Annotated in this window: 26 protein-coding genes; 19 read left to right on the forward strand and 7 right to left on the reverse strand. The window is 42.5% G+C overall.

Annotated features, from left to right (window positions below; translation table 11 throughout):
- Nucleotides 1–9: 9 nt before the first annotated feature.
- The 3 genes from QFZ77_RS20620 to QFZ77_RS20630 are packed head-to-tail and all read left to right on the forward strand — an operon-like array spanning nucleotide 10 to nucleotide 2,747.
- Nucleotides 10–702, forward strand: a complete 693-nt coding sequence (locus QFZ77_RS20620) for a uracil-DNA glycosylase (RefSeq protein WP_307449684.1) — start codon at nucleotides 10–12, stop codon at nucleotides 700–702.
- A complete protein-coding gene (locus QFZ77_RS20625; protein WP_029194218.1) occupies nucleotides 702–1,007 on the forward strand; it encodes a YciI family protein in 306 nt (101 codons plus the stop codon). Before QFZ77_RS20620 ends, QFZ77_RS20625 begins: the two co-directional genes overlap by 1 nt.
- A gap of 45 nt (nucleotides 1,008–1,052) precedes the next feature.
- Nucleotides 1,053–2,747, forward strand: a complete 1,695-nt coding sequence (locus tag QFZ77_RS20630; RefSeq protein ID WP_307442267.1) for a M3 family oligoendopeptidase — start codon at nucleotides 1,053–1,055, stop codon at nucleotides 2,745–2,747.
- Here QFZ77_RS20630 and QFZ77_RS20635 read toward each other — a convergent pair.
- On the reverse strand, nucleotides 2,744–3,676 hold the full coding sequence (locus tag QFZ77_RS20635; protein WP_307442269.1) for a zinc dependent phospholipase C family protein: 933 nt from the start codon (nucleotides 3,674–3,676) through the stop codon (nucleotides 2,744–2,746). The two genes, QFZ77_RS20630 and QFZ77_RS20635, sit on opposite strands and share 4 nt — an antisense overlap.
- Before the next feature lie 203 nt (nucleotides 3,677–3,879).
- Between QFZ77_RS20635 and QFZ77_RS20640 the strand changes: the two genes are divergently transcribed.
- Nucleotides 3,880–6,078: a PAS domain S-box protein gene (locus QFZ77_RS20640; protein WP_307442270.1), complete on the forward strand. Its 2,199-nt coding sequence runs from the start codon at nucleotides 3,880–3,882 to the stop codon at nucleotides 6,076–6,078.
- Between the two features lie 57 nt (nucleotides 6,079–6,135).
- Here the strand turns inward: QFZ77_RS20640 and QFZ77_RS20645 are convergent, their stop codons facing one another.
- The gene (locus QFZ77_RS20645) at nucleotides 6,136–6,366 is read right to left on the reverse strand and encodes a hypothetical protein (protein WP_307442272.1); all 231 of its coding nucleotides are present in this window, start codon (nucleotides 6,364–6,366) and stop codon (nucleotides 6,136–6,138) included.
- A gap of 168 nt (nucleotides 6,367–6,534) precedes the next feature.
- On the opposite strand from QFZ77_RS20645, the gene QFZ77_RS20650 reads away from it, so the two are divergent.
- The 5 genes from QFZ77_RS20650 to QFZ77_RS20670 all read left to right on the forward strand — a co-directional run bounded on the left by QFZ77_RS20650 (nucleotide 6,535) and on the right by QFZ77_RS20670 (nucleotide 11,491).
- Entirely contained in the window at nucleotides 6,535–7,608 is a 1,074-nt protein-coding gene (locus tag QFZ77_RS20650; protein ID WP_307442273.1) for a DUF3900 domain-containing protein, read from the forward strand.
- Nucleotides 7,609–7,715: 107 nt separating this feature from the next.
- A complete protein-coding gene (locus QFZ77_RS20655) occupies nucleotides 7,716–8,372 on the forward strand; it encodes a deoxynucleoside kinase (RefSeq protein WP_307442275.1) in 657 nt (218 codons plus the stop codon).
- A 473-nt stretch (nucleotides 8,373–8,845) separates the two neighbouring features.
- The gene (locus tag QFZ77_RS20660) at nucleotides 8,846–10,030 is read left to right on the forward strand and encodes an FAD-dependent oxidoreductase (protein WP_307442276.1); all 1,185 of its coding nucleotides are present in this window, start codon (nucleotides 8,846–8,848) and stop codon (nucleotides 10,028–10,030) included.
- 49 nt (nucleotides 10,031–10,079) lie between these two features.
- Nucleotides 10,080–11,066: an NAD-dependent epimerase/dehydratase family protein gene (locus tag QFZ77_RS20665; RefSeq protein ID WP_307442277.1), complete on the forward strand. Its 987-nt coding sequence runs from the start codon at nucleotides 10,080–10,082 to the stop codon at nucleotides 11,064–11,066.
- A gap of 116 nt (nucleotides 11,067–11,182) precedes the next feature.
- Nucleotides 11,183–11,491: a DUF4870 domain-containing protein gene (locus QFZ77_RS20670; RefSeq protein WP_307442278.1), complete on the forward strand. Its 309-nt coding sequence runs from the start codon at nucleotides 11,183–11,185 to the stop codon at nucleotides 11,489–11,491.
- A gap of 75 nt (nucleotides 11,492–11,566) precedes the next feature.
- Here QFZ77_RS20670 and QFZ77_RS20675 read toward each other — a convergent pair whose 3' ends face one another.
- Nucleotides 11,567–12,322 carry an MBL fold metallo-hydrolase gene (locus tag QFZ77_RS20675; protein ID WP_307442280.1) on the reverse strand — a complete coding sequence of 252 codons (756 nt, stop codon included), beginning with the start codon at nucleotides 12,320–12,322 and terminating at the stop codon, nucleotides 11,567–11,569.
- Between the two features lie 250 nt (nucleotides 12,323–12,572).
- Here QFZ77_RS20675 and QFZ77_RS20680 point away from each other — a divergent pair, with 250 nt between their 5' ends.
- From QFZ77_RS20680 to cyoD, 5 genes are all read left to right on the forward strand, one after another.
- Nucleotides 12,573–12,833: a hypothetical protein gene (locus QFZ77_RS20680; RefSeq protein ID WP_307442282.1), complete on the forward strand. Its 261-nt coding sequence runs from the start codon at nucleotides 12,573–12,575 to the stop codon at nucleotides 12,831–12,833.
- Between the two features lie 240 nt (nucleotides 12,834–13,073).
- A complete protein-coding gene (cyoA, locus tag QFZ77_RS20685; RefSeq protein ID WP_373462628.1) occupies nucleotides 13,074–14,048 on the forward strand; it encodes a ubiquinol oxidase subunit II in 975 nt (324 codons plus the stop codon).
- Between the two features lie 34 nt (nucleotides 14,049–14,082).
- Nucleotides 14,083–16,056, forward strand: a complete 1,974-nt coding sequence (locus QFZ77_RS20690) for a cbb3-type cytochrome c oxidase subunit I (protein ID WP_307442284.1) — start codon at nucleotides 14,083–14,085, stop codon at nucleotides 16,054–16,056.
- Nucleotides 16,056–16,667, forward strand: coding sequence for a cytochrome o ubiquinol oxidase subunit III (cyoC, locus tag QFZ77_RS20695; protein ID WP_307442285.1), 612 nt, complete (start codon nucleotides 16,056–16,058; stop codon nucleotides 16,665–16,667). Before QFZ77_RS20690 ends, cyoC begins: the two co-directional genes overlap by 1 nt.
- Nucleotide 16,668: 1 nt before the next feature.
- A complete protein-coding gene (gene cyoD / locus QFZ77_RS20700) occupies nucleotides 16,669–16,998 on the forward strand; it encodes a cytochrome o ubiquinol oxidase subunit IV (RefSeq protein ID WP_047677705.1) in 330 nt (109 codons plus the stop codon).
- Between the two features lie 112 nt (nucleotides 16,999–17,110).
- Here the strand turns inward: cyoD and QFZ77_RS20705 are convergent, their stop codons facing one another.
- On the reverse strand, nucleotides 17,111–17,242 hold the full coding sequence (locus tag QFZ77_RS20705) for a hypothetical protein (protein ID WP_307442286.1): 132 nt from the start codon (nucleotides 17,240–17,242) through the stop codon (nucleotides 17,111–17,113).
- Nucleotides 17,243–17,418: 176 nt separating this feature from the next.
- Between QFZ77_RS20705 and QFZ77_RS20710 the strand changes: the two genes are divergently transcribed.
- The gene (locus tag QFZ77_RS20710; RefSeq protein WP_307442288.1) at nucleotides 17,419–18,897 is read left to right on the forward strand and encodes a L,D-transpeptidase family protein; all 1,479 of its coding nucleotides are present in this window, start codon (nucleotides 17,419–17,421) and stop codon (nucleotides 18,895–18,897) included.
- 106 nt (nucleotides 18,898–19,003) lie between these two features.
- On the opposite strand, the gene QFZ77_RS20715 is transcribed toward QFZ77_RS20710, so the two are convergent.
- Entirely contained in the window at nucleotides 19,004–20,119 is a 1,116-nt protein-coding gene (locus tag QFZ77_RS20715; RefSeq protein ID WP_307442290.1) for an aminopeptidase, read from the reverse strand.
- Nucleotides 20,120–20,279: 160 nt separating this feature from the next.
- Here QFZ77_RS20715 and QFZ77_RS20720 point away from each other — a divergent pair, with 160 nt between their 5' ends.
- Genes QFZ77_RS20720 through QFZ77_RS20730 form a run of 3 tightly spaced genes read left to right on the forward strand, consistent with a single transcriptional unit; the run spans nucleotide 20,280 to nucleotide 21,970 of the window.
- Entirely contained in the window at nucleotides 20,280–20,822 is a 543-nt protein-coding gene (locus QFZ77_RS20720; RefSeq protein ID WP_307442291.1) for a hypothetical protein, read from the forward strand.
- Entirely contained in the window at nucleotides 20,806–21,606 is an 801-nt protein-coding gene (locus tag QFZ77_RS20725; protein ID WP_307442293.1) for an MFS transporter, read from the forward strand. The genes QFZ77_RS20720 and QFZ77_RS20725 overlap by 17 nt, the downstream gene beginning before the upstream one ends.
- Nucleotides 21,578–21,970, forward strand: coding sequence for an MFS transporter (locus tag QFZ77_RS20730; protein WP_307442294.1), 393 nt, complete (start codon nucleotides 21,578–21,580; stop codon nucleotides 21,968–21,970). The genes QFZ77_RS20725 and QFZ77_RS20730 overlap by 29 nt, the downstream gene beginning before the upstream one ends.
- Nucleotides 21,971–22,029: 59 nt before the next feature.
- On the opposite strand, the gene udk is transcribed toward QFZ77_RS20730, so the two are convergent.
- Together udk and QFZ77_RS20740 are read right to left on the reverse strand one after the other, a co-directional pair.
- Nucleotides 22,030–22,665, reverse strand: coding sequence for a uridine kinase (gene udk, locus QFZ77_RS20735; RefSeq protein WP_307442296.1), 636 nt, complete (start codon nucleotides 22,663–22,665; stop codon nucleotides 22,030–22,032).
- A 112-nt stretch (nucleotides 22,666–22,777) separates the two neighbouring features.
- Nucleotides 22,778–23,095, reverse strand: coding sequence for a hypothetical protein (locus tag QFZ77_RS20740; RefSeq protein WP_307442298.1), 318 nt, complete (start codon nucleotides 23,093–23,095; stop codon nucleotides 22,778–22,780).
- A gap of 308 nt (nucleotides 23,096–23,403) precedes the next feature.
- Here QFZ77_RS20740 and QFZ77_RS20745 point away from each other — a divergent pair, with 308 nt between their 5' ends.
- Complete coding sequence (locus QFZ77_RS20745; RefSeq protein WP_307442299.1) at nucleotides 23,404–23,787, forward strand: hypothetical protein; 384 nt, start codon at nucleotides 23,404–23,406, stop codon at nucleotides 23,785–23,787.
- Nucleotides 23,788–23,790 lie beyond the last annotated feature (3 nt).

The raw sequence follows: 23,790 nt of genomic DNA on the forward strand, positions 1-23,790 counted from the left end.
GGGTGAATGATGAGCCATTTAACGAATGACTGGGCTTCTTTGTTGGAGTCAGAATTTCAAGAGCCTTATTTCCATGCTTTGCAAAAATTTCTCAATGTTGAATATACGACACAAACCATTTTTCCAGAACAAAGTGAGATTTATAGTGCACTTCATTTAACATCTTATGCGAATACCAAAGTAGTTATTTTGGGACAAGATCCCTATCACGGTAGTGGCCAAGCCCATGGCCTCAGTTTTTCCGTTAAACCGGGTATACCGACACCGCCATCTTTGCAAAATATGTATAAAGAATTACAGTCTGATCTTGGCTGCTGTTTCCCTGATAACGGCTACCTGAAGGCTTGGGCCGAACAAGGCGTGCTGCTGTTGAACACGGTTCTAACGGTAAGAGCTGACACGCCGAATTCGCATAAGGGAAAAGGCTGGGAACGTTTTACAGACAAAATCATAACGACGTTAAGTGATCGGGAGAAGCCGATCATTTTTGTACTGTGGGGAAGTCATGCACAGGCCAAGCAGCGTCTCATTGATACAACGAAGCATGTTATCATAAAATCAGTTCATCCTAGTCCGCTTTCTTCGTATCGCGGATTTTTTGGCAGTAAACCTTTTTCGCAAGCGAATGCCTATCTTAGAGATCTTGGGAGTTCAGAAATTGATTGGCAAATACCAAATTTATTTGTGAAGGAGCGGGAGTAATGAGCGACAATAAAGAATTTATTTATGTCTTACGATTAAAACCTGCTTTTCTAGACCGCAGTATTTGGACCGAAAAAGAAGATAAAATTGTTGAAGAGCACTTTCAATACCTTTTACAGTTGAAAGAGGAGGGGGAGCTCATTTTAGCAGGAAGAACACAAACTTTTGATGAAAAAACATTTGGCATTGTTATCCTGAGGGTGGATAATGAGTTAGAAGCTACACTGATCATGGAACAAGACCCTGCTGTTGCTAATCAACTTATGACCAGTGAATTGTTTCCCTACAGTATTGCAGTTATGTAATTAGGCTGCCAGTTTGTCTGGCGAAAAATCAAAGGAGTGAATCCAATGAAATTTCAAGAATTTAAGTACGAAAGACCCGACTTTAGCGCTTTTGAAATTAAATTTAAGGAGCTTTTAGAAGTATTTAAACTAGCAGCTTCATTTGGTGATCAGGACCAAGCGATGGAAGCGATCGTTAGCCTGCGAAGTGAGTTGGAATCTATGGAATCTATTGCGCGGATTCGTCACAGTGTGGATACAAACGATGAATTTTACAAAGCTGAGCAAGAGTATTTCGATGAAATTGAGCCTTTATATCAAGGGCTGATTACCGAGTTTTATAAATCACTCATCGAATCCTCCTATCGATCAGAGTTGGAAGTTAAATGGGGGAAGCAGCTGTTTACGATTGCCTCCTTATCGTTGAAAACGTTTTCGCCGGAAATTGTTGAAGATCTCGTACATGAAAACAAACTGGCCAGTGAATATTCGAAGCTGCTCGCTTCTGCGAAGCTAATTTATGCAGGGGAAGAACGAAATTTATCCCAACTCGTGCCTTTTCAATTATCAACAGACCGAAAAGTCCGTAAAGAAGCGAATGATGTGAAATATAGCTTTTTTATAGAGAATGAAGCGAAATTGGATGAACTGTATGACCAATTAGTCAAGATTCGTGCGCTCATCGCTAAGAAGCTCGGATACAACAATTTTGTTGAACTCGCGTATGCTCGTTTGAACCGTTCTGACTATAATGCCAAAGACGTGGAAGTATTTAGGAATCAAGTTCTTGAACACATTGTACCGGTGGCAACCAAACTGAAGGAACGGCAGAAAGCCAGAATTGGCGTAGACTCCCTGCACTATTATGACGACAAGTTTGGTTTCGCCTCAGGGAATGCGACGCCGAAAGGCGATGCGGATTGGATCGTGGAACAAGCTCGTAAGATGTATGCAGAGCTATCCCAGGAAACGGATGAGTTCTTTACCTTTATGATCGATAACGGTTTGATGGATCTAGTGGCTAAGAAGGGAAAACGCGTAGGTGGTTATTGCTCTTATATTAGTACATACAAAGCACCGTACATTTTCTCTAACTTTAACGGAACTTCAGGTGACATTGATGTCTTAACGCACGAAGTAGGTCATGCCTTCCAGGGCTATAGCAGCCGAGAGTTTCAAGTACCTGAATACATATTCCCAACCTTGGAAGCCTGTGAGATTCATTCCATGAGCATGGAGTTTCTCGCTTGGCCTTGGATGTCATTGTTCTTCGGGGAAGAGACAGATAAGTATAAATTCAAGCATCTTAGTGAGTCGCTCTTATTCATTCCATATGGTGTTGCGGTAGATGAGTTTCAACATCGGATCTATGAGCAGCCGGAACTGACACCTGTAGAGCGTAAGCTAGTTTGGCGCGAGATTGAGCGCAAATATTTGCCGCATCGTGTCTACGAGGATAACGACTATTTGGAAAGAGGGGGCTTCTGGCAGCAGCAGGCCCACATTTACAAAAGCCCGTTTTACTACATTGATTACACCCTTGCGCAAGTGTGTGCGTTTCAATTCTGGAAACGAGCTAATGAAAATCCGGAGTTAGCTTGGGATGATTACTTAAGACTTTGTCAACAAGGCGGAAGTCTGAATTTCACAGAGCTTGTCCAAGTCGCGAAGCTAATTTCACCTTTCAAAGATGGTTGTGTTGCTTCGGTAATTGGTCATATCGATGCATGGCTTGATCAGGTTGATGATGGTAAACTTTAAATCATAGGCTGGACATGAGTGATTTGCAGTCCGCTGTCACAGTCCTTACCTGTTTCATAGGAGAGATTGCCGAGAACTTCTACTAAGGCTTGGTAATCAGCGGAAGAGCCTCGTTGTAAGGCTTGTATGGCTGCTTCGAGGACGATTTGTCCATCTTCCATCGCGATATCCCATAAGTCCCAAATGCTGTATGTGTATGTTTCATTTAATGATGTAGGACAATTCCAAACCGTCTTGGCTTCGTTTAAATAATCAAGCGGAGCCGGATGCTTGGTATATACCAACGGTGAGATTTGACCGAAGGTAAATAATCGTTTGATTCCTTTCGGATCGTGGAACAAGCGTTGAGCTCGAATCATGTCGATATAAGCATCGTTCCAATCCTTGTCAGTAACCTGCGATGCATGGTCAGGATAGTGAATGGCAGCAGCGTGGGCAAGTGCAGGAACAATGCCGAGGGGCAGAGCTTCTCCAACATATATTTCTTTCCATACGGGCGTATTCCATGTCTGTAAACCAAGCTTGCGACGAACAATGAGTGTGTCCATAATAATCTCAAACCGTTGGTGATCCCATTTCTTGAAGCCTGATTTATAAAAAACGTAGGGATGCATGTTGCGGTCGAGAATATGGTGTGTAAGGAATCCAAGTGCATAAACAACAGCGGGATTATACAAGCCTCTGCCTTGCATATGGGAAAGTAGATCCTGCAGGAACGGACCGCATGCTTTTGTATGCATGAGACTTCCCAATTGATTGAGTTTCTTGTCTTTTTTCCAAGGTAAGAAGTTATGATAGAACAAGAAATCGGGTCCTTGGCAGCCAAGTGAGAAAACATGTCGCAGCTGCTTATCACTAAGCATATTGGCATGCCCCAATTGGTTCATTAATTCTTGACCGAAAATCAGATGTGTCCAGATGTTAGGCAATTGTGCCCCTCCTTATTTATAATGCACGAAGATCATACATAGAGAACCATTATATTTTATCATAATGAGGAATTTCAAGGGCACATTTCATGAACTATTTGATCAGCCAAGAGCTACTATGGAAGGAATAATCTTCAAATCGTCGAATTCAAACACTTGGTGATGGAAACCATCCATGTATTTTTAAGATGGAGGATAAATGAATGGATATGCTTTCGAGAACGGAACCGTCATTTGCCACGGTATTTGAGTTCACAACAATGGGCATGGCGATTATTTCGCTAAATGGACAATGGATGAAGATGAATAACAGCCTAAGTGCGATTACAGGATACTCGGAAGAAGAATTATTATATACGGATATAACTACGATCTTTTTGCCCGAAGAGACCGACAAACTGATTGGACTTTTAGATCAATTGTTGTCTGGGGATTTGCGCTCTGTTCAGATCGAACAAAGCATGAAGTCAAAAGAGGGAACAATTATAAGGGTGGAATGCGGAATTTCGCTAATTAGAAACTCTGACAATGAACCTCTTTATTATATGGCTCAGATGAAAGATCTCTCGAGAAAGTCCGAGATGGAACGTAAACTTGCGGAGAGTGAGCAGCGGTATAATTCATTAATTGAGCATAATCCCGCGGGGATCTTAACAAGTGATTTGAACGGTTTGATCAAAAGTGTGAATCCAGCTATGGAACGGATTCTGGGTTATACGAAAGCGGATATGGTGGGACGTTCAATACATCATTTCTGGGAACAAGAGGAACTTGAGGATCAAGCAGGTTACCCGACCGATAGTGTGCTCTTGCAAACGGATAATTATATGCTGCGGGTTACACATAAGAGCGGCGAAAAGATCGAATTAGGCTTAAAAAATGTGCCAATTATTGTGAATGGGATAACGGAAGGCGTATATATTATCGCTAGAGATATCACCCAGCATAATAAAGACCGGGAGTCATTGAGAGTTGCGCAGCAGGACCTGCATGACACTGTTCGCAGACAGCAAGGAATGACCATGAAGTTCAGACAAATGCAAGGGAAATTCATACATACCTTATGTGATGGTGAACTTCTGTATAGGCTCGGCTATAAGCCATCGCATATCCTTGGCAACGGCTTATACGAGATATGGCCATTCTATATGGCTACCATTATCGACAAGTATTACCGCAGGGCATGGACCGGGGAAGAAAATGTCATGTATGAAGCCACATTCCGGGGGATTACGTATTTGACATCTTTACGTCCCATTTTTGAAAATGGCCGCGTGATTGAAGTAATAGGCTCATGTGTGGACATTACGGAACGTAAACAAATGGAAACGGAGCTTAGAGAAACGAAGGAGCTGCTGGAATCTTTTATAAATAATACAACAGATGCCATCTGCGTACTTGATCAACAGTTTAAGGTTATTTCTGTCAATTCCGCGTATGAGAAAGTATTTGGTTGGAATCAGGATGAGCTACTAAACCAACCATTGCCGATATATCCAGATTTCTTGGAAGAGCATCGCAAAGAAATTCATGACTTGCTGAAATCAGGTAATCAAATTTCTGGGTTAGAGACAGTTCGAGTTCGTAAAGATGGAGAGCTCATTCACGTAAGTGTGACCAAAACGCCGATCAAGAATGAGAAGCATGAAATTATCGGGTTCGCTGGTATTACGCGAGATATTACAGAACGGAAACGAACGGAGGAATTGTTGAGAAAATCCGATAAACTCTCCGTCGCAGGCCAACTAGCCGCAGGACTTGCTCATGAAATCAGGAATCCGCTCACGTCACTCCGAGGCTTCTTGCAGCTGCTGCAGAACGATATGAAGGGAAAACAGCACTATTTTGACATCATGCTGTCCGAACTGGATCGGATTAATTTCATCGTTAGCGAATTCCTCGTCATTGCGAAACCGGAAGCTATTCAATATAAAAGAAGTGATTTGATAAATATATTACAAACCGTGATTGCCTTACTTGATACACAGGCTAATCTCTGCAATGTACAGCTTTTGCTCGAGTTTGAGTCTGATATTCCGGAGTTCATTTGTTCCGAAATGCATCTTAAGCAATTGTTTATTAATTTGGTGAAAAATGCGATTGAAGCCATTACGAAGGATGGACAAATTAAAATTACCGTTTCCATGCAGGGAAGCGGGATGATTCGAGTGAGGACTCAGGACAATGGATGCGGCATCCCAGAAGAGCGGGTAAAGCAATTAGGTGAACCTTTCTATACAACGAAGGAAAAGGGTACAGGGCTTGGTCTAATGATGTGTTTCAAGATCGTTGAAGCGCATAAAGGCACAATGTCGATTCAGAGTCAAATTGGTGAAGGAACCATTATTGATGTGTTTTTGCCGACGCAGACTATTGGTAATGACATGAGTGAATTCGAATAGCATGAATGTAAAAACCGCCAGACCTGTTAAGTACAGGAACGGGCGGTTTATTCATTTCTAAAAACGGATACTAAATTCATTCGACTCTCTTGAATGCCATTTAGTCATAGTGGAGTCCTGTTCACAATGAATTTGTACTTCATCAGGTGTATATTTTACGATAAAACCCGAATTCACCTGATAATAAACGCCTAATGAATCTAACGACCAAACATAAACAGGTGTTTTTGTAAGAGCGGCAATGAAAATTTCTGTATCTGTTTCCAGTAGTTTGGTTCCGTAAATCATCTTCACACCTCTGTCTTATTATTTTGAAAAAGCAGCGCTTATTACTAGTGACAGCATGAACTTACAAACAATCACAAACTGTTTCCTATTTTTTTGTGGCGTTTCGGTTTTATACCAAGTACAATCAAAGTTGTGCAATTTTGAATACGATTGACAGGGAGAAGCAGCATGAAATTCGCAGTTCAATATATATCATTTTTTGTGATCCAAGGGGAAGGTGCCGACGCGGCATCGGCTAAAAATTATCGACATTATCAGACTTTGGATGAGACCGATTATGAAGACAGTGCTTTACAACAATTCTTAGACGGTGAGTTCGCGCGAATTGCTAAACGCAAAGTAGAACGAAACCCGAGAGCTGAGCAGGTGCCAACGAAGATAGGTCGTTTCATTACCGAGCCAGGCTTCGAATTAGAAAGCAATCCGAACTATAATGTATTCGCGCGTCTGCGCTTCGCAGAGAACAAACAGGACTTTCTTAATGTCGGTGACGAACTCTTGAATGCTTATCTAAATACAAGCGCAGTCAGGGGCGGAGCTTTTCTTGTCGCAAGTGCGAAGCTCAATCAATATTTCGACGATCCTTTTGTATTTATTCTAAAATGTGATTTTGAACCGAAAATTGCACGGATTACCGACGAAAAGAGCTTATTGAATCAAGTGGAAATGGCGATTAATGCGAAAAATATGAAATCGATCCTATATCCGTTTATGCCAGAGGAAGGCATGTTAGAACCAGCGGAGCTCAAAATTCACCAAGCTTCACATGCTCGTTACTTTGAGGATTTCCTAAAATATGTAGAATATGAGCAGTCCATGCCGGAAATATTGCATCATCAAGTACTTGGGCTCGTTCAGCAGCAGCTGGAGAGGGATTATGAGCATAAACCTGAGGAACGTGAGCAAGAAGAAAAGGATTTGGAAATCTGGGCAGCCAGTGAAAAGCGAGAGCTGCAGGAGAAGTGGACACCAACTCAGGTCATGGATGCCGCCAATTATTTGGTTGAACAGAAGCCGGATCTGGAAATGCGCATCAAGCTTGATCATATTAGTGTGAAGGCGCAGCTTGCCGATTATGGGCGCAAAGTTCACATTGCCAGACAAGGTGAACGGTACGTCATCCTGATTGAAGGCGAGTATTTACACTTTGAAAAAGGCGTATCACCGGTTGAATTGCTAAGACCAGATGATCTCCATGCTGTCATTGAGCGGATTACAAGAGAAGAAGAAAACGATAGATAAGGGTAAAAAATAGGGTTCCCACCACTATGAATTCCTTGTATAATAGGGAAGCTTTGCAAGAATTGACAGACGGTAAATTAGGACGGGTTAGAAGGAGAAAGGGGTCAATGGCTGTGATCGTGGTTGGGGGAATGATTGGGCTAGGTAAAACTTCTGTATCGACTTTACTTGGACAAGAATTAAATTCAAATGTTTATTATGAAAGTGTCGATGATAATCCGATACTTCCGCTGTTTTACACGGCAACTCCGGAAGAAATTGAGAAGAAACGATATCCGTTTTTACTTCAATTGCACTTTTTGAATACAAGATTTAAGGCAATTAAACAAGCGTTAGTACATAATCGAAATGTACTGGATAGAAGTATCTATGAGGATTGGTACTTTGCCAAAGTGAATCGGGAGTTAGGCCGTATTTCACAGCTGGAATTTGATGTTTATGAGGGGCTTGCGGACAATATGATGTCTGAGCTTGCCGAGCTTCCTAAGAAAGCGCCGGACCTCATGGTTTATCTAAAAGCTTCATTCGAAACGGTTATGTACCGCATCGGACTGCGGGGACGCAGCTTCGAGCAAGATCAATCTTTGGTTGATTATTATCGGCAGCTTTGGTCAGGTTATGATGACTGGGTGATGAATCATTATCATGCCTCTGAAGTGTTGATTGTAGATATGGATCGTGTTGATGTTGTGAATCGTTCAGAAGATGCGATTGAATTAGTTGAGCAGGTACGTTCCAAGCTTTCCGAATTAGTCATCGTTTAAAAATATCGAAGGGCCCCCTCATTCCGAGGGGGTCTTTCGAATTATGTAGGAGTTTATTGGTTATAAAGTCCTGTGAAATTACATATACTATCGAAATATGACGGTATTTATCTCTATTTGTTGTATCTCGAGTAAAATTATTGTATGATACGTTATGTATCAATTAAAGAAGTGAATTCTTCAATGGAAGAGTAGGTGATGAGTTTGTTATTTATCGTATGTTACAGAGGAAAGCCTATGTGCCCGCCACTTTCTAAATTGGCAGCAAATGAGAAAATGATGAAGTTAAGCCGATTTTTCTCGAATCTTGAGATCGTTGAGGTTAAACAACAATTAGTTGCAACATAACAGAATATAAACTTCATACTCTCATAATAACGCACCTCCTTTAACCCTTGGTTTTAGGAGGTTTTTGTCTTGACTGGATTATGTTACAGTAGATGGAAATGGTTTGTTAGTAATGGAGGGAAAACATGACTAATATCTTACCTTCTACTAAGAAAGCAATTATCCTAGGAGCTGGAATTGGTGGATTAACGACAGCGCTTTACTTGCAAAAGCAAGGTTGGGAAGTTGTCATCTACGAGAAAAAGAAAGAGCTATCCGAATTCGGTGCAGGAATTGTGTTAGCTGCGAATGCCATGCATGTATTAACGGAGCTTGGTTTGGCTGAACAGGTGAGGGCAACCGGCGCTAAAGTTGGCATGGCTGAAATTCACTCTTGGGATGGAAAACCGATTACTTCAGTTCCTGTCGCAAAGCAAGCCGCTAAATATGGAACTTACAGCTACCTTATTCATCGCGCGAAGCTTCAAACGATTTTATTTCAACAACTAAATGAACGAACAACCGTTTATATGAATAAAAAGCTAATAACTTTTGAACAGGAACCACATCAGGTTATTGTGCATTTTGATGATGGAACAGAAGATACCGGACATATCTTAATCGGTGCAGATGGCATTCATTCACAAGTGGCTCATCTACTATTTGGCTTAGAACAGCTGCGATATTCAGGTTTTAGGGCTTTCCGAGGTATTACTTCGTTCTTGGATAAGCGATATATTCCTGAGATCGGTGGTGGATTTGAGGCATGGGGAAGAGGACGGAGGTTCGGTTTTTCCCAGATTGGCGAGGGACAAGTTTTTTGGTTCGCTGCAATCAACGCAGCTTTAGGGACAGGTATGGATCGTAAGAAGGACTACGTTCTCCGGCAATTTGAGGGCTGGCATAATCCGATTGAGCGGGCTATCGAGTCAACAGATGAGGGGTCAATTTTAATGCATGACATTCATGATCGTAAACCACTTGAAAGATGGAGCCGAGGGAGAGTAACACTGCTTGGTGATGCGGCTCATCCTATGCTGCCTAATCTCGGGCAAGGAGGCGCTCAGGCAATGGAGGATGCTCTTGTATTAGCTAGATGTCTAGAGGAAATTTCAATGCTTTCATTAAGCAGCGTTACAGCCGCATTTCATTCCTATGAAAGTAATCGAAAATCCAGAGCCAATCAAGTTGTGCGTCAATCCAGACGAATGGCACGCATTGTGCAAATGAGCAATCCGGCTGCTATTATGCTGCGTAATCAAGTGCTTAGACTTCTTCCTGATAATGTTCAAATGAAGCAGTTGGATTGGCTTCTGGGATATCGCGTGTAAATGCTTGCCACGCATGCAGCTTGTTAAATTTGATGTTTGGAGGTAGTCCGTGAATATACTAATTCTAGGCGGTACGAAGTTCCTAGGAAGAGCGCTTACAGAAGCTGCATTAGCAATGGGACATGAAGTAACTTTATTTCACCGGGGATTACACGATGCTACTGCCTTTCCACAGGTCCGGCATATCCTTGGAGATCGGAACGTTGATTTACACTTACTGGAAGGACACGAATGGGATGCGGTAATCGATACGAGTGGATATCAGCCAGAGGTTGTAGATGCAGCTGCAAAGCTGTTGAAGGATCATGTGAAGCACTTTACCTTCATTTCTACTGTTTCCGTCTATGACGATCTTCGGATAGTAAATTTGAATGAGTCGGCACCAGTGGCTGAATTGGAATCGATAGAAACAATTGATCCAGGGCGGCGTTACGGTGCGCTAAAAGCCCTTTGTGAGCAAGCGGTGAACCAATCATTTCCTGACCGTACACTAGTTATACGTCCAGGTCTCATCGTTGGTCCATATGACGCATCAGATCGATTTACCTATTGGCCATCTCGTTTTCATCGGGGAGGTGACGTGCTAGTTCCTTTACCGAAAGAACGGAAGCTCCAATTTATTGATGTAAGAGATTTGTCAGGCTGGATTATTCGGTTAGTTGAACAAGACATAACAGGCACCATTCATGCTAGCGGCAGCGAATATACAATGGAAGAAGTCGTTGAAGCATGTAAAAGTGTATGTGTAATTGAAACATCTTGTTCATGGGTATCGGAACCGTTCTTAGTGGCACACGAAGTGGGGGAGTGGATGGAGCTTCCACTTTGGATAAAGAGCGATAGTTTAGCCGGGATGTTAATGTTAGACAATGCCAAAGCCTTCGAATCGGGTCTAACAACTAGGCCGTTAATCGAGACGGTCCAGGACACATTGGCTTGGGATTTAGGACGATCAGCAGATACAGAGCGACTTGCAGGTATGAGCCCTTCGCGCGAACAAGAACTGCTTCGACTATGGCGTGATTTAAGCAATTGATGGAGATTTTCGTCTGGAAAATAATTTTTCGAAATGTGCGAAATTCAATAGAATAGATTGAAAACACCGAATATAATGGAATAGTATACTTTGAGAAAAAGAAAGAGGTGCTGTCCATGTACGATTCTTCGGATATTCAAAGTAATAAGGGAATGGCCATCATTGCATACATCTTGTTTTTTATCCCGCTTATCGCAGCAAAGGACTCCAAATTTGCAGGGTACCACGCTAACCAAGGCCTTACATTACTATTGGCCGCTGTCATCTTGAATTTTGTTTTGCCATTCATCCCAATTATTGGTTGGATTCTGCTGCCTTTAGCGAATTTAGGCGTGTTTGCTTTAGCTATTCTAGGCATTGTAGCCGCCGCTCAAGGTCAAGTAAAACCACTTCCGTTTATCGGGGGCTACACGTTATTGAAGTAGCAGGACGTACATATGAGAAGCAGGTTGCCATTTGTGCAAGCCTGCTTTTTCGATTTTAAACGAAACGATGATGATTCAGATAGATGAAGCTGCCAATTCAGCAATACGTTGATTTACATTGTCAGTGTACAACCCGCCGTGATAACAAATAACAGCTTCAATGTCGTATTCGATGAACTTCTTAATTGATTGCATCGCTAACTCATAGTTAACGGAGTACTCCGGTATGGGTCCGAGAAGTTGACCATCTGAAACAACCAAGGCATCAGCCGCAATCAATGTCTTGCTCTGTTTGTGGTATAGACTGACATGTCCCGGTGTATGACCTGGAGTAGGTATGACGATAATCCCACCACAGTTGGCAAGTTCGAGTCCATCTTCAAGAATGCCATTGACCGGTCCTTTGGGCGGATTCTCCAAAGCTGAACGAAAAGCTTTTCGCCATTCCGGTGAAATATCCGCAGGTAAGCTAGCGACCGCTTGTTCGATCGATTCTGGCGTGATTTTGATCAACATCTTCTCACCTTGAATATAAGGTTTCTCTATTTCACTGGCCAGAATATCAAGTTTATGCGGAGATTTGCTTATGAAATCAGGTAAACTCCCTATATGATCTATATCTTGATGGCTAATAATAATCGTTTTCAAATGACGGAATGGAACGTTATGTTCCTCCATGGCATTCTGAATAAGCGGCAATAAACCGGGATATCCAGTGTCCACCAAAATGGCGCCTCCATCATCGGAAATAAGGGTTGGGTGTATGACATCGATACGCCCCATGACAGGAACTGACAGTTCAAGCATGTAAATACCATTCGCAATCTGCATTCGAATCCCTCCAAAGAGAAATGATAGTGAAAGAACAGTGCTATCATACCCAGAAGGGGTTGTTGTTGTCAAACAAACATTTAATCATACCATAATAATAACCAAAAGTCAATATAAATTAATTTGTGAATCCGACGTACTTAATTTTGTCCAAATTTTGATCAACGTGTGAATAAAATATGAACAAATTTTGGATTTGTGATATACTATGTTTATAAAGCACTTACATTGAAGGTTTGGAGTGATAATTATGGCAAATAGAGCCGTTTTGATCAGTAGTAATGAGCGCAGTGAGCGCGATGTGATGCCATTAGTCAAGATGATGACAATAGCGGCATGGGCGTTGCTTGGCATAGGATTACTATTAAGTTTGTTGAATATTGATCATTTTAGTGATCGTAATGCCTCTTTGATGGTTGGTATTGGCTTCATGGTAGGTAGTGTGCACATTTATGTCATCCGGACGGCTATTCACTTGGTGCATTCGCGTGCAGCTTCAAAGACGGAATGAACAATAACACATTATAAGTAGTAAAAAAGCCTTTCAAGTTACAACTTGAAGGGCTTTTTCGTTTTCATACGTTTTTCATACATTTTTATAATAGTCAACAAACGTTCTGTGACATTTGTTTTACAGTAAAACGTCGATCCTTTGACGTATTTGTTAAGTTATGTTTGCGACTGTGTACTTTTATCAGCGAGATGATATCTTGATATTAGATAAGATTTGTTGATAGGGAGGTTAAGTAGGATGAAGAAGAGAACACTCGTACAAGCTATGTTGCCCTTTATGATGGTCGCCATCATTGTTTTATTGGCAGGCTGCAGTAATCAAGCTATGGTACTGAATCCCAAAGGACCTGTGGGTGCAGAACAGAAAGATTTGATTGTGATTTCCACTATTCTATGCACGGTAATCCTCGTTCCGGTTCTTGCGCTTACTGCATGGATCGTATGGCGGTATCGTGATAAAGAAGGCAATAAAACATCTTATAAGCCGAATTGGGCGCACAGCACGACCTTAGAAATCGTTTGGTGGTCAGTTCCCATCATTATTATTGCAGCCTTAGCTGTCATAACTATTCGTTATACGCACTCATTAGAGCCTTCTAAGCCGTTGAAATCCAATAAACCACCTGTCACCATTCAAGTGACATCACTGGATTGGAAATGGTTGTTTACGTATCCAGAGCAGGGCATAGCAACAGTCAACTATTTGCAAATTCCAGAGGATACACCGATTAAGTTTGAGCTGACCTCAGATGCTCCGATGAACTCGTTCTGGGTCCCGCAGTTGGGTGGGCAGATCTATACGATGTCAGGTATGGCGATGACCCTGTATTTGCAAGCCGATGAGATCGGGCATTACTTCGGAACAGGAGCGAATTTCAGCGGTGCACATTTCGCGGATATGACGTTCGATGTGAATGCGACATCTCAGAGCGATTTCGATGCTTTCGTAAACAAAACGAAAAAGGTTCAGACAAAACTTACGATGGAAAGCTATGAAACATTAGCAAAGCCTGGTAAGTCGGGTGTTCAATACTTCTCCTCGGTGCCAGATGGACTTTTCGAAAAGATTGTAACGAAATATACGAATGGTCAATCCATTCACAGTGGTCATGGCGGTACAGAATCCGTGAAAGAGACGAGTAAGCCTCAAGCAACGGACAAAAATGCCCCTATGAACCATAATGATCACAGTCAAATGAAAATGACAAAATGATCGATCAAAGCTTTTGAGAAAGGGAGATCTGCTCATGTTGGATAAAATAAAGCAATTCGCATCTGAGTTTTTCGTAACGGGCGATCCACTCATCCTGGGCGCTCAGGTAAGTATCGGACTCTCGATGATCGCTATGATATTCGTACTGTCTTATTTCAGAAAGTGGGGCTGGCTCTGGCGTGAATGGTTAACAAGTGTTGACCATAAACGAATCGGGATCATGTACATCATTTGTTCGATCATGATGCTGTTCCGCGGCGGTGTGGATGCGCTTCTAATGCGTCTACAGCTAGCGATGCCAAACAGCGAGTTTCTACAAGCAGAGCACTATAATCAAATCTTCACAACGCATGGTGTGATCATGATTTTATTCATGGCTATGCCTCTGATGTTCGGTCTATTTAATATTGTAGTCCCACTTCAAATCGGAGCTCGAGATGTCGCTTATCCGTTCTTGAACTCACTTAGCTTCTGGATGTTCTTCTGGGGAGCTATGCTTTTCAACGTATCGTTCGTTATCGGTGGATCACCGGATGCAGGGTGGCTTAGCTATCCGCCGCTTTCGGAAATGTCTCACAGTCCTGGTGTCGGACAGAACTTCTATATTTGGGGGATTCAAATATCCGGTATCGGTAGTTTGGCAACAGGGATTAACTTTATCGTGACCATTTTGAAAATGCGTGCGCCTGGCATGAAGTTGATGAAGATGCCGATGTTTACATGGTCCGTATTCTCAAGTTGTATTATGATTATCTTTGCTTTCCCGATCCTTACAGTGACGTTAGCCTTATTATTCCTTGACCGTTTCCTTGGCGCCCATTTCTTCACGTTAGATGGCGGCGGGAATCCGATGATGTACATCAATTTGATCTGGATGTGGGGTCACCCTGAGGTCTACATTGTTGTCGTTCCTGCTTTCGGGATTTTCTCGGAAATTGTTTCTACCTTCTCCAAAAAGAAATTGTTTGGTTACAAATCAATGGTTTTCGCTATGCTGATTATTAGTTTATTGTCCTTCTTTACTTGGGCGCATCACTTCTTTACGATGGGGTCCGGCGCAAATGTTAACGCCTTTTTCGCTATTAGTACGATGTTGATTGCAATACCGACCGGAGCTAAAGTATTTAACTGGTTATTCACGATGTTCCGCGGTAAGATTCGTTTTACGACACCTATGATGTGGACGATTGCCTTCATCCCATGTTTCGTTGTTGGGGGTATGACAGGGGTATTGTTATCTGTTGCGCCAGCTGATTTTCAATTTCATAATAGCTACTTCCTGATTGCGCATTTCCATCAAGTCTTAATTGGTGGCGTAGCTTTCGGTTACTTCGCTGGACTTTACTACTGGTGGCCGAAAATGTTCGGCTTTAAGCTGAACGAACACTTAGGTAAATGGGCATTCTGGCTGTGGAACATTGGCTTCTATGTTTGTTTCATGCCGCAATATTTCTTAGGCTTAGATGGTATGACTCGTCGTACGTACACGTACGATTTCGATATGGGCTGGGGACCGTTAAATCTAGTTTCAACAGTTGGTGGTTTTCTTATGGGTGTCGGGTTCATTTTCCAAGTTTGGCAAATTGCTCACTCGATTAAATTCAGAGAACCGGATGTATCCGGGGATCCATGGGATGGCCGAACATTAGAGTGGTCGATTCCTTCGCCAGCTCCAATTTATAACTTTGCTGTATTGCCAGAAGTAAGCGAGGCAGATGCATGGTGGGAACAAAAGCAGAAGTTAAGCTTATCTACCAAGCAACCAGCCAAGATTGTATATGAACCGATTCACATGCCTAAGAATTCTTCCATTCCATTCCTAATGTCTGCTCTATGGTTTTTCGCTGGATTTGGTTTTGTATTTGATTGGATGTGGCTGACGATTCCAGCCTTAATTGGTGTCGCGATCACTATGATTGCACGTTCGTTCAGCTATGATACGGATTATTATATTCCTGCTGATGAAGTGAAACGTACGGAAGCCGCATTGAAAGGGGCGAAAGTATAATGGCACATGCAGCCGCGCAAGGTGAGCATCATGCTCACGATCATGAACATGATCACGAGTCGCTCAAAACGTTCGGATTCTGGATATTTCTAATCACGGACTGTATCTTATTTGGATCTTTATTTGCTACTTACATGGTTCTTCATCAAAATACGAACGGGGGACCAACCCCGGAAGAATTGTTCAAGATGCCGGGTATCATTGCGGAAACCTTTATCTTGCTTACTAGCAGCTTCACGAGCGGTTTAGCCGTGCTTGGCATGCACAAAGGGAACATGAAGCAGTTAATCGGCTGGCTCGCCGTAACTGTGCTTCTGGGAGCGTCATTCGTTGGACTCGAGTTATATGAATTCATTAACATGGTTAATCATGAAGGTGCAACAATTAGTACGAGCGCATTTTTATCAGCTTTCTTTGCATTAGTAGGTACACACGGTTTGCACGTTTCTGTTGGTTTGATCTGGATGGTCGGGTTGATGCTGCAATTGAAACGCCGAGGCATCACAGCAGTAACCAAACGCAAAGTGGCTGTCATTTCCTTGTACTGGCATTTCCTTGACGTAGTTTGGATCTTCGTATTTACAGTCGTCTATTTGATGGGGGTGATGTAGGATGAGTCAACCGCATACAGGTTCACATGAAAACCATGACGCACATGGTTCATTGAAATCTTATATCATTGGCTTTGCGCTCTCGATCATTCTGACCATTATTCCACTCGTTGCCGTCATGAACCATATGTTGAGCAAAACAGGCACAATTGTCTTGATCCTCATCATGGCTGTACTGCAATTCGGTGTTCAATTGTTCTTCTTCATGCATGTGAAAGAGGGCGAGAACGCACGCTGGAATATCATGGCGCTGATCTTTGGACTTGTCATCTTATTGACGATCGTGGCCGGTTCGATTTGGATTATGACATATAATCAAGTGGCGCATTAAGTTTGATAATAGGAAAGACGTTTTCACCACGTTTGGCGTGGTGGGAACGTCTTTTTTGCGTCTTTTCACATAAATTGGTTATGGCAGCTGAGACGATGAATTTCATCTAAGTCTAGCACGTAGGTTTGTTACGTTCCTTAGCTTCTCGTTTCTCTTGTTGTACCGCTTTTTCTCCGAATTGATCTAAGCGAGAAGGGCTGCTTGCAGGTCCAGTGTTCTTAGGCTTATTATTTCTTCCACTCATGATTTATCACCTCCGTTGATTCAGCTTTTGCTAAATGATTATCGTTCATTCAGTAAGGTAAAAGGTAATAAATAGTTGTCTTTCTATCTCTCGCGTGATACATTATGTATCAGAGATACTAATTGTATCATACACCTAGAATGGACAAGCTATTCTATTGAATGGAGAGGAGCCGAATGATTCGCAGAAGCCAACGATTTCGTAACCATCTCGACGATAATCTGATTCATCTGCATAAGAACTTGTTCATTAGCCCTTCTGATCCACAATATTATGAGAAAGTGATCCGATATATTGATGCTAATTCTCCGGAAGCTCATTATAAGATCGGGCAAAAGTTCCAATTAAAAGGGAATTTAAAAAGAGCGATTTTTCATTACAAAGAGGTTCTTCGAACGTATCCATCGCCATTCTATTCGGCTGCTAATCGAGCCATTCATGAATTGGATCAACAACAAGCGGAACATGCAGCAAGTATGCAAAAGGCTTTCCCAGAGGCAGAAAAGCGGCTGTTACCTCCATTTATGAAAACAATGCTTATCGTGCTCTTTGTACTTAATTTGATGTTAGTCTTCTTGTTTGTTGGAGATGCCCCGATCTATAAAGCGATTTCGAAAATGAAAGTCTGGGGCGTTGGAAGTGACGTTACTTATGAGACGATGGATGTCCCATTTATCATGTACCTTGATCCTGACACCAAAAATGAAGATATTGAAACAGCGCTGCATAAGCAGGCTTTGGAATTAGCTAAGGAGATGCCGAATGCCAGCATTCTTATTTATGGCATCGTCTCACAAGATAACGTGAACAAAGGGAAAACGATGCTTCTCACGAATGATGAGTTGACGAAGAGCGCCATTGTTATCGCTCAATATCATCCCGCGACGGATCGTACAGTGAGAATTCGTTTTCTGAATTCCGAATTTGAAAAGCACCAACCGCTTAGTGCGATTGGTGCTAATTTAGTTCGTACAGCTTTGGAATCGTACCGCAAAGATTATGGAATAGCTCCGGCAAATCTGAATGCTCTCCTGCAAGATTATCCAAATAATTATTTGAGCTTCATTCCATTAGAAGTGGTCACAAGTTCCAATGACATTTCCACGGAGTTTAACGGGCGAGGCGGATGGGTATATAATTTCGACGCGGCTGATGTCGAGCAGATGTTTTATGCGAACGCAGCAGGCGTTGGTCGAGTACCCTATGAGCCTGTGCATATTGAAATCAATAAGGCAGAACATCAATTGAAACTGGTTAGCGGCAGCTACTTATTGTGGGTAAAAGATATTGGTCTTGGCGCCAACGGGAGCACACCCCAAGGAGATTTTCGAGTGATGGATCGCGTGCAGCAGCCCAAAGGGAAACATGCACAGGTTTATGGGGAGGCCGGTTTGGGACTTGGAGCGATCGCGCTTCATGGAACATTCGATGAGAGCTCAATCGGTACGGATCAATCGCTTGGATGTATACGACTAACGAATCCGGATGTGCAGCAATTATTTCATTTTGTTCCTAAGGGCACAGTGGTTCAAATAAATCCTACCAAATGGGCTGCGGTCCATAATGACCAAGTAAAGGATACGTTATTGCTGATTCCAAATAAGCTGCCATCTTTGGATGAATCGCCTGAACAGCTATTTCATTGGCTTGGTTAATCACCTTTTGTTAATGGCATTACCTATTATTTTTTGTGAACCTCACAAAAAGCAGCCAAGGCTTACCGAAGATTAATCGGAAGCAGTAGCTGCTTTTTTAAATTAACTACATTAAGTTTTCTGGGTTAAGTTTTTCCAGTTCAGGGATAACGAAGCGTCCGTCTTTGCGAATGAGAACATCATCAAAGTAGATTTCACCGCCACCATATTCGGGACGCTGGATAAGCACCATATCCCAGTGAACGGAGGAGCGGTTCGTATTATCCGCTGTCTCATAAGCTTGGCCAGGGGTGAAGTGAATGCTGCCATCAATTTTCTCATCGAATAAAATATCTTTCATTGGATGTTGGATGTACGGGTTTACGCCTATTGCGAATTCGCCGATATATCGAGCCCCATCATCGGTATCCAAGATATCATTCAATTTCTTAGTATCATTGCTTGTAGCTTCAATAATACGACCATTTTCGAATCGTAATACAATGTTTTCAAAAGAAGTGCCGGAATATATCGTAGGTGTGTTATAGCTGATTACACCATTAACAGAGTCCTTCACAGGCGCGGTGTACACTTCACCATCAGGAATATTTCTTAGACCAGAGCAAGGGACGGCGCCAATATTTTTGATGGAGAAGCTAATATCAGTCCCTTTGGCAACAAGGCGAACACGGTCTGTTCGGTTCATCAGGTCGACAAGCGATTCCATAGCGACAGCCATTTTGCTGTAATCGAGATTACAAACATTGAAGTAGAAATCTTCGAAAGCCTCGGTGCTTTTGCCGGCCAGTTGAGCCATAGAGGGATTCGGATAACGCATAACACACCATTTGGTATTGTTAATGCGTTCATCGAAGAGAGGACGCTGGAAGTATTTCAGGTAGAGCCTCATTTGATCATCGGGTACATCGGAAGATTCGGTAATATTATCACCACTACGGACGGCTACATAAGCATCCATCTGCTTCATCCGCGCAAGCTCAAATTCGGACCATTGGCTAAATAATTCTTGCGTACCGGTCATCTGTAAGCTTCTCATGATGGCTGGATCACGCAGCTCGATAAAAGGTTTACCACCTACGGCATACACTTCTTCAATGAAACATTTGGCGAGTTCGGGGTCTTTGACTCCAATCATTTCAATCAGGATGTTCTCACCAGGCCCCAGACTAACTGAATAATTAATTATATTTCGGGCAAAAGTTTGAAGTCTTGGATCTCTCATTCTATAGGTCTCCCTTAAGTGAATATATGTACTTACAAATTATATCGCAACAGGCGTTCTTAAGCCAATAAGGACGAATGATTTCGTGGAACTTAGTGGGGTATGCTACAATATATCAAGGATGACAGACAACAGAAAATTACAACTAGAGGAGGACGCAATGGCAAGAGATCAGATTAAAGTACCATTCGGGTACGAACCTCCGGCGGAGACTCATAAAGGAACAGTCTTATTATTTGAAACATTTGAAGACTGGACGGAGACGGAACTGCACGCTTTTACCAGATGGGCGGAGGAAAGAAAGTTCGTTCGAGCGATCTTTTATCCCCAGCATGAGGAAACGCTTCGGAGAATGGACATACCTTGTCAGCAGCCCTATTATGCCCGTGTTAAGCATTTGGAAAACCTCCTGGAACAAGTGGATACCACCCTTCAATTGGACTTGGATAAGTGGGAAGGGAAGCGTAAAAAATACACACCGATCGATACATCATTGAAATTTTTGACGGATAAAACGCCAAGCCCCCATTTCGTGTGCATGAGTGATCGCTATGCGAATCTTTTCGTTACGTATCCTTCCTTCAAAGAATGGATAAAAAAAGTAAGACTCGTTATCATCAGCCAATTCCATGTCCCTCTCCATGGTAAGTTGAATGAATACGCGGAGAGATGGGAAACTGTGGATTTTGGAAACGGCTATTAAACAACGGATCTCGAACAACAAATTAATCATATTAATTATGGTCGTTATCGTGGCAGGGATGAGTCAAGGTATGCTCCTGCCTCTGCTAACGATCCTTTTGGATCGTTCGGGTGTCTCAACGGAAGCCAATGGTCTGAATGCGGCAGCGCTTTATATTGGTATTTTCTCCACGATGTTCTTCATAGAAAGGCCTGTGCGAAGATACGGATATAAGCCAGTCATCATGGTCGGGATGGGACTGGTCATCATGGCAACTTGTTTGTTCCCGTTATGGCAGCAGATTGGTTTCTGGTTTGTACTTCGTTTGCTTGTAGGGATAGGGGATAGCGCCCTGCATTATGCGACGCAGTTATGGATCGTTACATCAAGCCCTAAAGAACGTAGAGGACGCAATATCTCTTTATATGGCATGGCTTATGGCGTTGGTTTTAGCTTGGGACCTATAGGAATTACTTTGCTCAAAGCAGGTAGTTGGGTTCCCTTTTTGACCACCAGTTGTTTCTTCATAATCGTTCTGACGCTCGTACTTCAGTTGTCCAATGAAAAGCCAGAGCAGCTGGACAAGGTGGAGGCGGTACATAAGCGTGCTTCAAAAGTGTTGGCAATTGCTTGGTTCCCGCTCATAACCTCTTTACTCTATGGCTATATGGAAGCCTCGATGAACAGCAACTTTCCGATTTATGGACTGCGTGCAGGTCTCTCGGAATCTAATATTGGTTGTTCTGCTGCCCATTATGGGGGTTGGGGGTCTCATTATGCAGCTGCCGCTAGGGATTTGGAGTGATCGTGTAGGGCGGAGAAGTATCCTTATTGTGAGTGGTCTCATTGGCTCCATTGCATTTCTATGTATTCCGTTCGCGGGCTCGAATCTTTGGTTGATTGGACTCTGTTTCGGCGTTGCCGGGGGCATGGTGGGCTCGTTTTTCTCACTAGGTTTGGCCTATGCGGCAGACATACTGCCCAGACATTTAGTACCTACTGCGAATGTACTTGCTTCAATCCAGTATAGCTTAGGAAGTATAGCCGGCCCTTTAATGGGAGGACTAGCTATACGCTATATAAGCACGGCGAGTATTTTTTACTTGATAAGCCTTATCTATGTCTTATTTGCCCTATCTGGGTTTACTTTTCGACGTCAGTCAGTATGAAAAAAGGGACACTAAACCTAAAAACAAGGTTTGGTGTCCTTTTCAATTGCAAACCATTATTAGCCTATTTCATAGCTCGCAGCTTGATCCGTCATATACCGCTCTGTCAAAATAGTCAACATAGAAATGCCAATTTGATTTTCTCCGCCCTCAGGAATAATAATGTCAGCATATTTCTTGGACGGCTCGATAAATGCGTCATGCATCGGCTTAACGGTCGTCAAATATTGATCAAAGACAGATTGCAGTGTACGTCCACGTTCATTGATATCTCGGGATAGTCGGCGGAGAATACGAACATCCGGGTCTGTATCAACGAATACCTTGATGTTCAAAGCACCGCGCAGCTCTTCGTCTGTTAAGACATGAATGCCTTCAAGCAGCACAATCGGCTTTACCTCGATACGGATCGTTTCTTCTGAGCGAGCATGCTGTGAGAAATCGTACACCGGAATGTCCACCGCATTACCGCTTTTCAATTCTTTTAAATGCTGTAGAAGCAAGGCGTTCTCGAAGGCACGCGGATGATCATAGTTAATACGTTCCCGTTCTTCTAAAGTAAGACCACTATGATGAAGATAATAATTATCTTGTGAAATTAATGTCACGTTCGTGGATCCCAGCTTGGTAATGATGGATCGAGCTACTGTAGTTTTTCCTGAACCGGTACCACCGGCAATTCCGATAACGAGCATGAAATGTAGTGCCTCCCCAAATAACTTGAAACTTCCTTCGTAGTTTAACATAATGTTCGTATAAAAAGAAAAAGCGATCGAATTTCGATCACCTTTTGCCTAGATAATAGCCTTATCTAATTTGCTTCGGAGTATGGAACTTCTCTTGATTGGCCTCGATATCTTGTGAAGCTTGCATCAATTGTTCCATGGTTTGCTTTAACTGCTGCCCATATTCATCGTTATTAAAAGCTTGAAGCTGCTCATGTGCTTCGTGTACTTGCTGCTTAGCCTCTGTAAGCGCTGCTTGTGCAGATTGTATAGATCGAGGGTTGGCTTGTGAAATGGCTACTTGCAGTTGATGCTCAGCGTCTTGAGCTTGGAGTATAGCATGATCTGCTGCGTCAATGGCGTGCTGAAGCGGCTGTTGATGCTGACGGGTTTCTGTCATTGGGGAGTGCCTCCTAAGGATAATGGTTGTTGGTTAAAAAAGAACAGTGACTTTACTAAATTGCTCCAAAGCTGGGGAAATCATTCTTCGTTTGGGAAATGAAATTATTTCCTGGGGAAGCGCAAAATGTGAGCGCACTTATGATATTTCGACATGAAAAGTCAGAAAATTTCGAATACAAAATCAATTATTGAAAAAGGCTATTGTTTCCAAAATAAAAGTAGACAAACTGTTTGAATATTCATAAGCTAGAGAAGATAGCTTTTTTTTGACATGATTAGACAATTAGGGTCTAAATAGGGGATGAAATGATGAGAACATGGAAAGGTTTTTGTATAATTGCAGCTGTTACATTAAGTATTTCCGGGTGTGGGTCTTCCAAAACCACTACAGCGCCGGCAAATTCGTACATACCTACCTTAGAGGCAAGTACTATTGTTAATGGAGATGCAGCAACTCTTCGAATTACAACGGACCTTAAGCTTTCCAAAGAGCATTATGATCAACAGCGCAAGCAAGGGGAAGGGCACGTTCATGTTTCCTTGGACAAAGCAGAAAAAGAAATCATGACGACCACTGAAAAAAATTATGAGCATTTAAGTAAAGGTACTCACGAGTTAAAAATTTCCTTACATAATAACGATCATACGCCTTACGATGTAAGCAAGACGATCACGTTTGAAGTGAAGTAGGAG

Origin of the sequence: Paenibacillus sp. V4I3, from assembly GCF_030817215.1 — a bacterium.
In the GTDB taxonomy this organism is placed as follows: domain Bacteria; phylum Bacillota; class Bacilli; order Paenibacillales; family NBRC-103111; genus Paenibacillus_E.